Source organism: Catellicoccus marimammalium M35/04/3 (assembly GCF_000313915.1).
GTDB classification, from domain to species: Bacteria; Bacillota; Bacilli; order Lactobacillales; family Catellicoccaceae; genus Catellicoccus; species Catellicoccus marimammalium.
Map to the genome: position 1 here is coordinate 79,330 of NZ_AMYT01000011.1, position 14,471 is coordinate 93,800.

General features: G+C 34.0%; 14 protein-coding genes. 8 read left to right on the forward strand and 6 right to left on the reverse strand.

The window, feature by feature from the left end; all coding sequences use genetic code 11:
- Positions 1–12: 12 nt before the first annotated feature.
- Together C683_RS01985 and clpP are read right to left on the reverse strand one after the other, a co-directional pair.
- Entirely contained in the window at positions 13–915 is a 903-nt protein-coding gene (locus tag C683_RS01985) for an L-lactate dehydrogenase (protein ID WP_009488840.1), read from the reverse strand.
- Between the two features lie 132 nt (positions 916–1,047).
- A complete protein-coding gene (clpP, locus tag C683_RS01990) occupies positions 1,048–1,641 on the reverse strand; it encodes an ATP-dependent Clp endopeptidase proteolytic subunit ClpP (protein ID WP_009488842.1) in 594 nt (197 codons plus the stop codon).
- A 140-nt stretch (positions 1,642–1,781) separates the two neighbouring features.
- Between clpP and rpoN the strand changes: the two genes are divergently transcribed.
- The 8 genes from rpoN (at position 1,782) to C683_RS02030 (ending at position 10,802) form a co-directional block, all read left to right on the forward strand.
- Positions 1,782–3,104, forward strand: coding sequence for an RNA polymerase factor sigma-54 (rpoN, locus tag C683_RS01995; RefSeq protein WP_009488844.1), 1,323 nt, complete (start codon positions 1,782–1,784; stop codon positions 3,102–3,104).
- A 199-nt stretch (positions 3,105–3,303) separates the two neighbouring features.
- Positions 3,304–4,335 (forward strand): sugar-binding transcriptional regulator, encoded by a 1,032-nt coding sequence (locus tag C683_RS02000; protein ID WP_009488846.1) that lies wholly within the window; start codon positions 3,304–3,306, stop codon positions 4,333–4,335.
- 69 nt (positions 4,336–4,404) lie between these two features.
- Positions 4,405–5,412, forward strand: coding sequence for a type I glyceraldehyde-3-phosphate dehydrogenase (gap, locus tag C683_RS02005; RefSeq protein ID WP_009488847.1), 1,008 nt, complete (start codon positions 4,405–4,407; stop codon positions 5,410–5,412).
- A 110-nt stretch (positions 5,413–5,522) separates the two neighbouring features.
- Positions 5,523–6,716, forward strand: a complete 1,194-nt coding sequence (locus tag C683_RS02010; RefSeq protein ID WP_009488848.1) for a phosphoglycerate kinase — start codon at positions 5,523–5,525, stop codon at positions 6,714–6,716.
- 24 nt (positions 6,717–6,740) lie between these two features.
- Positions 6,741–7,496, forward strand: a complete 756-nt coding sequence (tpiA, locus tag C683_RS02015; RefSeq protein WP_009488849.1) for a triose-phosphate isomerase — start codon at positions 6,741–6,743, stop codon at positions 7,494–7,496.
- Between the two features lie 82 nt (positions 7,497–7,578).
- Complete coding sequence (gene eno / locus C683_RS02020) at positions 7,579–8,871, forward strand: phosphopyruvate hydratase (protein ID WP_009488850.1); 1,293 nt, start codon at positions 7,579–7,581, stop codon at positions 8,869–8,871.
- Between the two features lie 183 nt (positions 8,872–9,054).
- A complete protein-coding gene (locus C683_RS02025) occupies positions 9,055–9,960 on the forward strand; it encodes a hypothetical protein (RefSeq protein WP_009488851.1) in 906 nt (301 codons plus the stop codon).
- Entirely contained in the window at positions 9,960–10,802 is an 843-nt protein-coding gene (locus C683_RS02030; protein ID WP_009488852.1) for a hypothetical protein, read from the forward strand. Before C683_RS02025 ends, C683_RS02030 begins: the two co-directional genes overlap by 1 nt.
- Positions 10,803–10,837: 35 nt before the next feature.
- Here the strand turns inward: C683_RS02030 and C683_RS02035 are convergent, their stop codons facing one another.
- Genes C683_RS02035 through mvaD form a run of 4 tightly spaced genes read right to left on the reverse strand, consistent with a single transcriptional unit; the run spans position 10,838 to position 14,468 of the window.
- Positions 10,838–11,272 (reverse strand): hypothetical protein, encoded by a 435-nt coding sequence (locus tag C683_RS02035; RefSeq protein WP_009488853.1) that lies wholly within the window; start codon positions 11,270–11,272, stop codon positions 10,838–10,840.
- Positions 11,273–11,314: 42 nt separating this feature from the next.
- Entirely contained in the window at positions 11,315–12,367 is a 1,053-nt protein-coding gene (gene fni, locus C683_RS02040) for a type 2 isopentenyl-diphosphate Delta-isomerase (protein ID WP_009488854.1), read from the reverse strand.
- Entirely contained in the window at positions 12,364–13,437 is a 1,074-nt protein-coding gene (locus tag C683_RS02045; RefSeq protein WP_009488855.1) for a phosphomevalonate kinase, read from the reverse strand. Before C683_RS02045 ends, fni begins: the two co-directional genes overlap by 4 nt.
- 23 nt (positions 13,438–13,460) lie before the next feature.
- Positions 13,461–14,468: a diphosphomevalonate decarboxylase gene (gene mvaD / locus C683_RS02050; RefSeq protein ID WP_040388587.1), complete on the reverse strand. Its 1,008-nt coding sequence runs from the start codon at positions 14,466–14,468 to the stop codon at positions 13,461–13,463.
- Positions 14,469–14,471: the final 3 nt, after the last annotated feature.

Here is a 14,471-nt window from a genome sequence, read left to right on the forward strand (position 1 = left end):
AGAGTTTTTATTTTATAAAGAATGATCAATTTTTTCTTGGATCATTTGAGCAGTTTTTGCTAATTCTTCTTTTTCTTTTTGAGATAAAGGAAGTTCAATCGTATCTACAATGCCCTTAGCACCAATAATTGCTGGGTATCCAATATAAGTTTCTTCTTCGTTAAATGGAGTAGAAACGACAAGTAATTGATGCGCATCATTAAAAATAGCATTGACAATTTCCACGGCACAACTAGCAATTCCGTATGAAGTATATCCTTTTCCTTCAACAATCGTCCAAGCACCATTACGAGTTTTTTCTTCTAATTCTTTTGTTTCAGCTTCAGAAATAGAAAATGGAAGATGATTTACTTGAACGGTAGACCAAGCAATAAATTGAGAATCTCCATGTTCACCCAATACATAGCCACTAATATTATTGCTAGCAACGTTGTAATGTTGAGCTAAGGCACGTTTCATACGAGCAGTATCTAGAGAAGTCCCCGTACCTAATACGCGTTCTTTTGGTAATCCTGTATAGTGTTGTAATAAAGCACAAATTACATCACAAGGATTAGAAATATTTAGTAAAATTCCATCAAATTGAATTGCTTTTAATTTTTGACCCACTTCTTTTGCATTTTTAGCATTTAATGATAATTCTCCAAAACGATCATTTCCTTCAACGGAAAGACGAATGTCACCAAAAGCAGTAATAATAATATCTGCATCGGCTAATGCTTCATAAGAATTCATAATGATATGAGGTTGATTAGGTAAAATTGCTAGTGCATCAGAAAAATCATAAAATTCAGCTTTTGCTTTTTTTTCATCGGTATCGATACAAACTAATTCATCCACGATTCCTTTTGTAATCAAGGTATACGCTACCGTTACCCCCACATGACCTAAACCAATAATTCCTACTTTACGCATAGAAGATTCCTTCTTTCTTTTAACTTTTATTGTAAGCACTTTCATTATATCATAAATAAACCTTTAATTGAGAAAAGAAAAATCCTCGAATTTCAAATGAAATACACTTAAAATTCGAGGAAATGAGTTTAATTATTTAATTTCATTACTTGAAGTTAATACTTCATCGACAAGGCCATATTCTTTTGCTTCTTGTGCAGTCATGTAATTATCACGTTCTGTATCACGATTGATCTTTTCTAATGGTTGGCCTGTACGTTCCGCTAAAATTTTATTTAGGCGTTCACGAGTTTGTAAAATATGACGAGCTGCAATATCGATTTCTGTCGCTTGCCCTTGCGCACCGCCAAGAGGTTGGTGAATCATTACTTCTGCATTTGGTAAAGCAAAACGTTTTCCTTTCGCTCCTGCTGTTAATAAGAAACTTCCCATAGAAGCAGCCATTCCTAAAACAATCGTTTGGACATCTGCTTTTACAAAGTTCATCGTATCAAAAATAGCTAAGCCAGCAGATACGCTTCCTCCTGGAGAATTAATATATAAATAAATATCTTTTTCAGGATCTTGTGCATCTAAAAATAGTAGTTGGGCAATGATAGAATTTGCCATATCATCGTTGACTTCACCGCTTAACATTACGATGCGATCTTTTAATAAGCGAGAGTAAATGTCATAAGAACGTTCTCCACGTGAAGTTTGTTCAATTACAGTTGGAATTAAATTCATAATTGAGCTCCTTTCGTTTTTCTTTCATTATAGCACATTCATAAAGAGAAAGAAGAATATTACAAAAGAAGGGGGAGAATATAAAAAATGATTATGCTATAATAAAGCGTATTCAAGATGTGAAAAGAGACAGGGAAAATATGAAACAAAGTTTACAACACAAACAAGCGCAAGTTCAAAAACAGAAGTTATTATTAACACAGCAATTGCAACAATCCATTCAATTGCTCAATGATAGCACTGAAGAATTAGTTCATTTTATTGAACAGAAATCATTAGAAAATCCATTTTTAGAATACAATCGTGACTATAAAGAGCAGTTTTTAGTCAACAATTTAAAATCTTATACTGAAAAAGAAGATTTTGATTGGTTAGCACAAATTTCAGATCAAAGAACTTCTCTCTATGATTCATTGCGAGAACAAATCCACTTGAATTATCGAAAAAGTGCTATTCGAAATGCAATGATTCATCTTTTAGATTTTATTGATGAAAATGGCTATTTAACCATCGATTTAAAACAAGAATATCCAAGACATGAAGAATATTTGCTTTATCTAGATGCATTAACTTTATTACAGCAACTAGAACCTGCAGGAATTGGAGCGAGAGATTTACAAGAATGTTTGTTATTACAAATTGAACGTGATCCATATTCTCCACCGTTAGCTTATATTATTTTAGAAGAAAATTTCCTAGACTTTGTGCATCGTAATTGGAACGATTTGGCAAAGAAATATGATTGTAAATTATCAGATATTCAACAAATTTTTGATTATGTTTTAACATTAACTCCCAATCCTGGGGCTATTTTTCAAGAAGTAAAAGAAATTTTATTAATCCCAGAACTTTCATTATCAAAAGATCATGAGGGACTACATTTGACATTAAACTTTGGTAATATGCCGCAAATTAATTTTACAAATGATTATTATCAAGCGATGTTCAATCAAAGTACCAAGGAAGAAAAATCATTTATGATTGAAAAGAAAAATGAGGTAGAGTGGCTACAACGAAGCTTAGCTCAAAGAAATGAGACGATTTTATCTGTTGGGCAGCAAATTGTAGAAGCACAAATTGATTTCTTTTTACAACCTGATCATCCTTTACATGCATTATCCTTAAAAGAGGTTGCAGAGAAATTGGGGATTCATGAATCAACAGTTAGTCGAGCTGTGAATGGGAAATATATCGAAACTTGGTTTGGGATTTTTGAATTACGTTCTTTCTTTGTTCAAAAATTTTCAGCGGACAATGAAGCAGAACTTACAGCACAAAAAATTCAGCAAGAATTGCGTGTGCTTATCAATGACGAAGATAAGAGAAAACCATTATCTGATCAAAAGTTAAGTGATTTATTAAAAGAAAAAGGATACGAAGTTTCACGTCGAACGATAGCAAAATATCGTAAAGAATTAGGAATTCCTGCTACAACGAAAAGAAAGCGTTTTGATGATTTATAATTTTTCACAAGAATGAAAATAAAGTTTTAAGAAAAATTTTTTTTCAGAAAAAGAAAAAAATAAGGAATAATATATTTGAAAATCATTTCATAAGTGATAGAATATAAGTGTCGATAAATCAATCGACTTCCTTTTTGATGTTGGTGGGTCAAAAAAAGACTCTCTGGGTCAAGAGATTAACCACAAGGAGGGATGGCCGGTGAAAGATTCATTGTTGCTATCTTTAAATACTTTGGTTCCGGATTTATTAGAAGTAGCTCAAAAGCGTTACCATCTACTATCTGAAATTCAAAAGTGTGCTCCTATTGGACGCCGTGTCTTAGCAGATCGGTTATCTTGGAGTGAACGGACATTACGGACAGAGATTGAATTTTTGAAAAAAGAACAATTAATTCAAGTTTCTCGTGAAGGAATGAGTTTAACATCAGAAGGAGTTCATTTATTAGGTGAGCTGCAAAATCTTCTTAAAGAAGAAGTATCTATGTCAGAACAAGAACAGCTCCTTGCCCAACAATTGGGGATTCAAAGAGTAGTCATTGTTCCAGGGAATGGTTCAGAAGATGTAAAAGTTTATGAACAATTTGGGCCAGTTTTGACAGAACAACTTCATCGGACATTACGAAAGAAAGAGAATATTATTGCAGTGCTTGGTGGTTCTACTTTGCGTTCTACTGCAGAGTTTATGCAAGCAATACCTTCTCATTATCCTTTATGTTTTGTGTCAGGAAGAGGCGCTTTAGGTAATGAGACAGAATGGCAAGCTAATGTGATTTGTGAACGAATGGCTCAAAAAGTCGGTGGAAGTTATTTACCACTCTATGTTCCAGAGTCTATTCGAAAAGAAACTTGTCAGTCTTTGCAAAAAGAACCATCGATTCAACGCATATTGAAACTTTTACAACAAGCGGATTGTGTAATCCATGGGATTGGGGATGCAATTTCGATGGCATCGTTGCGAGAGATGGATGAAAATGAAATAAATTTTTTGAAAAAAGAAAAAGCAGTTGCAGAAAGTTTCGGATGCTTTTATAATGCAAGAGGAGAGGTAATTTACCAACTTCCTCGTTTAGGGTTGTTAAGAGAAGATCTTAATCATATCCCATTCATTTATGCCGTAGCTGGCGGCGTTAAAAAAGCAGAGGCAATTTGTGGATATATGAAGCAAGCACCAAAACAAACTTGTTTGATTACTGATCAAAGTGCAGCAGATCGTATCCAACAATTAAATTAACGTGATTTTAAAAGGTTTATCCCTTTAAAATAAATTATTTTTTGAATTTTCTTAAGGAGGAAATGTCAAATGACAGTAAAAGTAGGTATTAACGGATTTGGTCGTATCGGACGTTTAGCTTTCCGTCGTATCCAAGAAGTAGAAGGAATTGAAGTTGTTGCAATCAACGACTTAACAGATGCAGCTATGTTAGCTCATTTATTAAAATATGATACAACTCAAGGTCGTTTCAACGGAGAAGTTGAATTAGGTGACGGTGAGTTTATCGTTAACGGTAAAGCTGTTAAAATTTTAGCAAATCCTAACCCAGCTGAATTACCATGGGGAGAATTAGGAGTAGACATCGTTTTAGAATGTACTGGATTCTTCACATCTAAAGAAAAAGCTGAAGCTCACATCAAAGGTGGAGCTAAAAAAGTTGTTATCTCAGCTCCAGCTGGTAACGACGTACCAACAATCGTTTACAATGTAAACCATGAAACATTAACAGGAGAAGAAACAGTTATTTCTGGTGCTTCATGTACTACAAACTGCTTAGCTCCAATGGCTAAAGCATTAAACGATAAATTCGGAATTGTTGAAGGATTAATGACAACAATCCACGGTTACACTGGTGACCAAATGACATTAGACGGTCCACACCGCGGTGGAGATATGCGTCGTGCACGTGCTGCTGCTGCTAACATCGTTCCAGCTTCAACAGGTGCTGCTAAAGCTATCGGTTTAGTAATCCCTGAATTAGCAGGTAAATTAGACGGAGCTGCTCAACGTGTACCAGTACCAACAGGTTCATTAACTGAATTAGTATCTGTTTTAGATAAAAACGTTACTGCTGAAGAAGTTAACGAAGCTATGAAAGCTGTAGCTAACGAATCATATGGTTACAACGAAGACATGATCGTTTCTTCAGATATCGTTGGTATGAACTACGGTTCATTATTCGACGCTACACAAACTAAAGTTATGGACGTTGATGGTAAACAATTAGTTAAAACTGTTTCTTGGTACGATAACGAAATGTCATACACATCTCAATTAGTTCGTACTTTAGAATACTTCGCAAAATTAGCTAAATAATTTTAGAAACTTCGTTTTATTCTGAAAATGAAACTTATTGAAGCGAGGAAGCGATTCGCTTCCTCGCTTTTTTTGTTAATATAAGAAAATTCAAAAGAGGAGGCTATCCCATGGCAAAACAAACAGTCAAAGATTTAGACGTAAATGGGAAAAAAGTCTTAGTTCGCGTAGACTTTAATGTTCCATTAAAAGATGGAGTAATTACAAATGATAACCGTATCGTTGCTGCTGCTCCAACAATCCAACATATCATCGACAACGGTGGTAAAGCAATCTTATTATCACACTTAGGACGTGTAAAAACAGAAGAAGATAAAGAAGGAAAATCTTTAGCTCCTGTTGCTAAACGTTTAAGTGAAGTATTAGGTAAAGAAGTAACATTCGTACCTGCTACTCGTGGAGAAGAATTAGAAGCTGCTATCGAAAACATGAAAGATGGCGATGTATTATTAATGGAAAATACACGTTTTGAAGATGTAGATGGTAAAAAAGAAAGCGGATGCGACGCTGAATTAGGTAAATACTGGGCATCTTTAGGTGATGTATTCGTTAACGACGCATTTGGTACTGCTCACCGTGCACATGCTTCTAACGTTGGAATTGCATCTAACTTACCATCAGCTGCTGGTTTCTTAATGCAAAAAGAAATCGACTTCATCGGTGGTGCTGTTGACAATCCAGAACGTCCAATGGTTGCTATCTTAGGTGGAGCAAAAGTTTCAGATAAAATTAACGTTATTGAAAACTTATTAACAAAAGCAGACAAAGTATTAATCGGTGGAGGGATGACTTATACATTCTGCGCTGCTAAAGGTTATGAAATCGGAACTTCTTTAGTAGAAGAAGATAAGATTGAATTAGCTCGTGAATTAATGGAAAAAGCAGGCGATAAATTAGTATTAGCTGTAGATGCAATTACTACTCCTGAATTTTCTAACGATACACCAACAGAACGTCATCGTTTAGAAGAAGGAATTCCATCAGATCAAATGGGATTAGATATCGGACCTGAAACTATCGCTTTATATTCACAAATTTTAGCAGATGCGAAAACTGTTATTTGGAATGGACCTATGGGTGTATTCGAAATGAGCAACTTCGAACGTGGTACAGTTGGCGTTTGCGCAGCTATCGCTAACTTAAAAGATGCTACAACAATTATCGGTGGGGGAGACTCAGCAGCAGCAGCAATTTCTTTAGGCTTTGCTGATAAATTCTCACACATTTCAACTGGTGGCGGAGCTTCTTTAGAATACTTAGAAGGTAAAGTTTTACCAGGTGTAGATTCAATTTCTGATAAATAATAGATAACTTTTTGAGGTGAAATTATGCGTAAACCAATTATCGCTGGAAACTGGAAAATGAACTTAACAGCGAAAGAAGCAATTGCTTTCGTTGAAGAAGTAAAAAATAAAATTCCATCAAATGATGCTGTAGATTCTGTAATCGGTGCTCCTGCTTTATTCTTATACCCAATGGTTGAAGCAGCAAAAGGATCACAATTACAATTAGCAGCAGAAAACTGCTACTTTGAAAATAATGGAGCATTCACAGGAGAAAACTCTCCATTAGCAATTGCTGATATGGGTATCCAATACGTAATCATTGGACATTCAGAACGTCGTGATTACTTCCATGAAACAGATGAAGACATCAACAAAAAAGCAAAAGCTATTTTAGCAAATGGTATGACACCAATTATTTGCTGTGGTGAAAGCTTAGAACAACGCGAAAGCGGAGAAACAAATGACTGGATCTCTGGTCAAATTAAAGCAGCTTTAGAAGGGTTAACAGCAGAACAAGTGGCAAACTTAGTAATTGCTTATGAACCAATCTGGGCTATCGGAACTGGTAAATCTTCAGATGCACAAACTGCAAACGAAACTTGTGGTGTTGTTCGTGCAACTGTAGAAGAATTATACGGTAAAGAAGTAGCTGAAAGCGTACGTATTCAATACGGTGGATCTGTAAAACCAGAAAACATCAAAGAATACATGGCTGAAGAAAACATCGACGGTGCTTTAGTTGGTGGAGCAAGCTTACAACCAGCTTCATACTTAGCATTATTAGATGCAGTAAAATAATATAAACAAAACCCATAACTTATGGTATAATAACAAAAGATATAAGAAATATATCCATTAAGGTTAAAGGAGAGAATATACAATGTCAATTATTACAGACGTTTATGCACGCGAAGTATTAGACTCACGTGGTAACCCAACAATCGAAGTAGAAGTTTACACTGAAAGCGGTGCTTTTGGTCGTGGAATCGTTCCTTCAGGAGCTTCAACAGGTGAATACGAAGCTGTTGAATTACGTGATGGCGACAAAGGTCGTTACTTAGGTAAAGGGGTTCAAAAAGCTGTTGATAACGTAAACAACATTATTGCTGATGCAATCATCGGTATGGATGTTCGTGAACAAATGTTAATCGACAAAACTATGATCGAATTAGATGGAACTCCTAACAAAGCTAAATTAGGTGCAAACGCAATCTTAGGTGTATCTATTGCTGTTGCTCGTGCTGCTGCAGATTACTTAGAAGTACCTTTATATCACTACTTAGGTGGTTTCAATACTAAAGTATTACCTACACCAATGATGAACATCGTTAACGGTGGTTCTCACTCAGACGCACCAATCGCTTTCCAAGAATTCATGATCTTACCAGTAGGTGCTGATTCATTTAAAGAAGCTTTACGCTGGGGTGCTGAAGTATTCCACGCATTAAAATCTATCTTATCAAAACGTGGATTAGAAACATCTGTTGGTGACGAAGGTGGATTTGCTCCTCGTTTCGACGGTACAGAAGATGCTGTAGAAACTATCTTAGAAGCAATCAAAGCTGCTGGATTAGAACCAGGTAAAGATGTATTCATCGGATTTGACTGTGCATCTTCAGAATTCTTCGAAGACGGTGTATATGACTACACTAAATTTGAAGGTGAAAAAGGTACAAAACGTACTCCTGCTGAACAAGTAGATTACTTAGAAGAATTAGTTAACAAATACCCAATCATTACTATCGAAGATGGTATGGATGAAAACGACTGGGATGGTTGGAAATTATTAACTGAACGTTTAGGTAACAAAGTTCAATTAGTAGGTGACGACTTATTCGTAACAAACACTGAAAAATTATCTCAAGGTATCGAAAAAGGAATTGGTAACTCAATCTTAATCAAAGTTAACCAAATCGGTACTTTAACAGAAACATTTAACGCAATCGAAATGGCTAAAGAAGCTGGCTACACAGCTGTTGTATCACACCGTTCAGGTGAAACAGAAGATTCAACAATCGCTGACATCGCTGTTGCTACAAATGCTGGTCAAATTAAGACTGGTTCATTAAGCCGTACAGACCGTATTGCTAAATACAACCAATTATTACGTATTGAAGATCAATTAGGTGAAGTTGCAGAATACCGTGGATTAGATTCATTCTACAACTTATAAGATAATTGAATTCAAAGAGAAGGAGATGGCATTAGCCATCTCTTTTTTTGTTGATAAACGCATAAATAGAGGATTGTGAGGAAATATGGTATGATAAAAACAGAACAAATCATAAATAGGATAATAGAATTAAAGGATGACGAAAGGAAAAGCTATGAATAAATTTTCATAGTAGGAACAAAAATGGATAAGAAAGTATTTGCTAATTCAGAGGTTGAATTAGCTAAAAGTGGAGTTTGTACGGCAATTGACCAAAATACAATTTTCCAAGAAAAAGTCCGTCAATTAATGATGGATAATGAGTTTGAAGTCTTACTAGATTTCTTACGTGAACAACAACAGTTTGTTGATGAAAAATTTATGATGGGGACGTTAGGACAGTCTCTAGGACAATATTTTATGGCGATGGGGAATGTGGTATTAAAAAATTATTTCCCATTTTTAGAAGAATTAGAAGGAGAACGAACAGCAACGACTCGTTTTTATTATATTGGAAAAAATTATTATAAAGCTTATACACGTAAAATTTTGGAATTATCTTTAATTCAAAAAACAAATTATTTGGGTGTTGGAATTAAAGTATTAGATCATATCCAAGAAGAATGGTTACAATTAGATCAATTAAAAGCAAATAAGATGGATATGTTACGTAAAGAAGAAACAAAACAAAAAGAAAAAGAATTAGAATATAAAACAAAAGTTGAAGATGCCATTACAGATCATCAAAGAACATTGAGTGATTTACGTAAAAAATATCATACATTAACAAGTAAAGTTTTGAAAAAACAAAGTGATATTGATGAAGTAGAAAAAGAAATCAAAAAAGAATCACAAATGATTCAAGATTTATCTGATCATCCAGAAACAACTTTTGTTACAGAATATCAAGAGTTAGAAACTATGAAAAAACAAGTGGTAAAAGTACAAGAAGAAATGAGTTCTATGGATTTATTAAAAGCACTTGTTCGTCAAGATTTAAAAATTATGAAACGAGAAAATTATACTGCAGAACAATTTTGTAACAAAATTGCAGAATTAAACTTAGAGTGGCAAGGATTAATGACTGAAGAAACAGAGGAGAGTAAATAATGAGCGTAACGAGAGATATTGAACAAAAGTTAGACCATGAAGCTGCATTATTAGAAGAAGAATTACGTTATACTGCAGAGTTAAAAACGATGATTACGACAGAACAATTAACAGAAAGTTATCAATCTTTTTGTCATTGTTTAACAGACTTCCGAGCAGAATTATTTAAAAAAGAACAAGAATATTTATACTTTTTCAGTAATATCAATCGTCAATTAAAGATGGATGAATTCTTTACGATTGATTTGAAAAATCCAAGTTTGCGTTATGACCATAAGGATATTTGCTTTTCTATGCTTTTTTATTATACGACTCAAGGAAAATGTGAAATCAGTTTTGAACATTGTGGGATAGACTTATTAACTGTATTGACAGTTGATATGTTAGAAAAAAAAGCTTCGGTTCGCACAGGAGATTTATTACATCTAGCAGCAGATATTAAAATCAAAAGTTTTGTGATTCGTTATTTGAATGCGGTAATGCAACAGTTAGAAGGAATTGGCTTTGTTATTGAAAAAGAAAGTAAAGAAGTGATTGATCCGTTCTTAACGTATCAAACTTTATCTTTCGAAATTCTACCTGCATGGACAGAAAAAGAAATGGATCGTTTATTTATTGCTAGTACTACTGGTGATTTAACTTATAATAATGAAACTTTTGATTACCGTGATATGACACTTACTTTAGATAAAGAAAATTCTATTCAATTAAAAACAGATCCTAAAATGACCAAAGTACAAATGAAAAATGAAAAAGAAGAAATTTATCTTTTTGATTTATTAGGTCAGTATCCAGAATTAGAATTATTCTTTGCACAAAGAATATATAATGTACAAAAATAAGAAAAGACTTGATGAAGTTCATCAAGTCTTTTTTATTATAAATTATCTAATTCTTGTTGATATTGTAAAAAATAAGAGAGTAGTAAAGTCTCATCTTGTAAAATACGAATCATTAAATCTTGAGCCATATTCATAAAAAATAGAGTATCCATTTTACTGGCTTCACTATTTGCTTTTTCTTGTTGATATTGGAAAAATTCATCTAATTCTTGTTGTAATCTTTCTTTAAATAAAGCAAATTCTTTTTCTTGGATTGGTGAAACTAAAATTTCTTGAGTAATCGATTCGTCATAGCGTTGACTTAATTCTTGAATTGCTAAAAAGGGTAATAAAGTTAAGTCAACATCCGTATTACGAATGGTATGAATATCTTCAGGGGTTAGGGCAGAACAACGATTTGCCAATTCTTGATCTGTGTCCTTTTGGGCAATAATTGCTTTTGCTTTACCAATTGGGTTCATTTCAATCATATGATATCCTCCCTAATATTTATTATGAATGTATTCATTATATCATTTTTTATTTCGACATGCGAAATTTTCTTGACCAATCTGACGAGTGTTATACCAATGTTGTAAATGATCACTTAAAAAGAGATTTGTATATTGCAGTTCTTTATGATTTTTACAATTCAATAGTGTATACAATAAACGAATTTCTTCTTGCCAACGAAGAACTTCATCTAACGTTTTTTCTTTTCCATGTTCTAATAAGAAATGTAAGAAATATCCAGCTACTCCTACGGATTGTGCACCCAGTGCCATACATTTTACAACATCTAATGGAGATTGAATTCCACCAGAAGCAAAAATTTGAAGATCATTGAGAAATGGTTGAGCTTCTAAAAGAGATTCGGCTGTTGTTTGTCCCCAAGTGGCTAGGTTTTCTGTTCGATGATTCGAACGAGCAATCTCAATTTGAGCGAAGTTTGTACCTCCACGACCAGAAAGATCTACATATTGAATATTATTTTCAATTAATTCTGTGAAAGTTTCTCCACTCATACCAAAACCAACTTCCTTAATAATCACAGGAAAAGGAAGAGTGGAAAGCATTGATAAATGTTTTTTCCAAGAAGAAAAAGTACGATTTCCTTCAGGCATAAAAAGCTCTTGAGCTACATTAATATGTACTTGCATGGCATCTACTTCTAATCGATTCGCTACGTCTTCAATCATAGAAGGTTCGTACTCTAAGCCAATATTACCAATAAAAGTTCCTTCTTGAAGCTCTTCTTTAGCAATTAAAAAAGAAGAAAGAGTTTCTTCTTCTCTTGTAACAATACTGGCAGAACCTAATGCTAAAGCAATATTAGCTCTTTTGGCTACCCAAGCTAGTTGTTGATTGATATCTTTTGCTTTTGTTGTTCCACCTGTCATTGCATTGATATAAAAAGGAGCTGCTTGTACTTTATCAAAAAGATGCGTTTGAATATCGACACCTTCTACATCGATTTTTGGTAGACCTTGATGAATGAAACGAATTCCTTCTAAAGAATTTTCTTTTTCATGATAAAATTTTTCTGCCCAATAAATATGTTCATCTTTTCGTTGTTGTTGTGTCATTTTTCTTCTCCATGCACATGAAAATCTAAATATTCAATTTCATTTTCTTGTAAAATTTTGATTAATGCTTCTTTTTCTACGGATTTAGGTAAAAAAGCAATTCCACAATCGCCGCCACCAGCACCAGAAGATTTTCCACTAGCGCCAAAAGTTTCCACAATCGTACAAAATTCTGTAAGGGTAGGCGTTTCAATACAAATATTTGCTTGTTGTGCTAATTCTTTCAATAATTGACGATATTGTGCAATATCTTCTAAAATTTCTTTTGTTTGCTGTGTTTTAAAATCATGAATTGTCTTTTCAACAATCGTCTTGGCATTTTGTAAAAAGTAACGATGGAAAGCACGATGCTTCTCATTATCTTGATTCATCTGATCGACTAAAGAAGTAGTAGAGGCTGGATCTCCTGTCCAACCGATGAACAATTCTAATTCTTTTGGTGCAGGTAAAGACTCAATACGTAAGTCTTTCCAATCCATCGCTACTAACTCTTGAATCGAATGTGTTTTTGCTTGTTTTTCTAACCATTGTTGATCAAATTTAGAATAAGCAATCCAACCCCCAAAAGTACTAGCTGCAATATCACCAAAAGAGCCGTTACTTCCAATTTCTAGATGGGTTAAAACACATAATTTATAAATGGATAGCGGTTGTAAGGGCACTCCATAAAATTTTAATAAGGCTTTTACAGTTGCGACCGTAACGGCGCCACTAGAACCTAATCCATATTTACGACCATCTTTTTTCATCAAATCACTTTGAATATCTAAATGATAAAAAGAAAGTTCTTTTCCTAAACTTTCTACATATTTTTCTGTCATTTGAATCGCGGTAATAACATAATTGAAAGGATTTTCTCTTTCATCAACAAAAACTTTCCCATCCTTTCTTGTCCAAGGAATTGGTAAAAAATTGCTATAACTAGAAGTAATACTTCCTCGATGGTCTTGTTTGGTTAAGGAAACAGTAATATATTGATCAAGCGCAACAATAATTGCCGGATGACCGGTTTCTAAAACTGCATATTCTCCAGTGATATATAATTTTCCAGGTGCACTTGCTGTAATCATAGTTTATTTTCTATCGAATACTTTCAATAGCCTTTCTTTTTTTCATTTTTTTCTATAGATAAGATTTGCGCTCCAGAACCTGGTAACGAACAAATCGTTTCCAAGTTTGGGAAGGTTTCTTTGATTTTTTGTTGTAAAAGAGAAATCTCTTCTTTTGGACATAAAATTTTTACATTAGGACCTGCATCCATCGTAGCATAACAAGTATGTCCTTCTTGACGCCACTCTTGAACTTTACGAATGACTTCCCAAGAAAATGGCTCTAAGTAAGTAAATGGGGGATTAGCTCCTAATGTCGTCGCATGCATTTTTAAGGCACTTTTTTCTGTTAATTCTCCAATCATAGGAATATCCTTTTTGGCAATTGCTTTTTTCATTTGGACTAAGTCGGTAGCTGCACTTTCTACCCAACCAGAATAAAAAGGAGAAGTTTCTACTGTTCGGTTCATGCCTTCTCGACTTGAGATTTTCTTTTTCTCTTGATTGATAAGACAAAAAATCATCCCTACAGGACATTCTTCAGGCGCTAAAATAGGAACAGCATAACTATCTGTTCCATCTTGTTTTGTTCCTTTTTGCCACTCAACAAAACCGCCAAATAAGCTACGAGTAGAACTTCCACTTCCTTGTCGAGCATAAATAGATAGTTCTTCTTTTGATAAAGATAATTGAAAAAGTTCATTTAAAGCCATAGCTAAAGCAGCATAGGCAGAAGCAGAAGAAGCTAATCCTGCTGCAGTAGGAACATGATTCCAACTTTCTACTTTTACTTTCTTTTCTAAAGAAGAAAGATCGCGAAAGCGTTGAATAAAAGTAGAAATTTTTTGTGTTTCTTCTTTAGATTGAAGTTCACCATTTAAAAGAAATACATCTTCCTTTTGATCAATAAAAGAGACCGTTGTATCGGTATAAAAAGCATCTAAGGTTAAAGATAAGCTACTATTATAAGGTAAAAATAATTTTTTATCACGTTTTCCCCAATATTTAATTAAGGCAATATTCGTATGCGCGCGAGCTGTTACTTTCAACAATCC

Excerpts from the sequence above, each read along its gene's own strand:
- C683_RS01985 (WP_009488840.1), bottom strand. The coding sequence starts at position 915 with ATGCGTAAAGTAGGAATTATTGGTTTAGGTCATGTGGGGGTAACGGTA.
- clpP (WP_009488842.1), bottom strand. The coding sequence starts at position 1,641 with ATGAATTTAATTCCAACTGTAATTGAACAAACTTCACGTGGAGAACGT.
- rpoN (WP_009488844.1), top strand. The coding sequence starts at position 1,782 with ATGAAACAAAGTTTACAACACAAACAAGCGCAAGTTCAAAAACAGAAG.
- gap (WP_009488847.1), top strand. The coding sequence starts at position 4,405 with ATGACAGTAAAAGTAGGTATTAACGGATTTGGTCGTATCGGACGTTTA.
- C683_RS02010 (WP_009488848.1), top strand. The coding sequence starts at position 5,523 with ATGGCAAAACAAACAGTCAAAGATTTAGACGTAAATGGGAAAAAAGTC.
- tpiA (WP_009488849.1), top strand. The coding sequence starts at position 6,741 with ATGCGTAAACCAATTATCGCTGGAAACTGGAAAATGAACTTAACAGCG.
- eno (WP_009488850.1), top strand. The coding sequence starts at position 7,579 with ATGTCAATTATTACAGACGTTTATGCACGCGAAGTATTAGACTCACGT.
- C683_RS02025 (WP_009488851.1), top strand. The coding sequence starts at position 9,055 with ATGGATAAGAAAGTATTTGCTAATTCAGAGGTTGAATTAGCTAAAAGT.
- C683_RS02030 (WP_009488852.1), top strand. The coding sequence starts at position 9,960 with ATGAGCGTAACGAGAGATATTGAACAAAAGTTAGACCATGAAGCTGCA.
- C683_RS02035 (WP_009488853.1), bottom strand. The coding sequence starts at position 11,272 with ATGATTGAAATGAACCCAATTGGTAAAGCAAAAGCAATTATTGCCCAA.
- fni (WP_009488854.1), bottom strand. The coding sequence starts at position 12,367 with ATGACACAACAACAACGAAAAGATGAACATATTTATTGGGCAGAAAAA.
- C683_RS02045 (WP_009488855.1), bottom strand. The coding sequence starts at position 13,437 with ATGATTACAGCAAGTGCACCTGGAAAATTATATATCACTGGAGAATAT.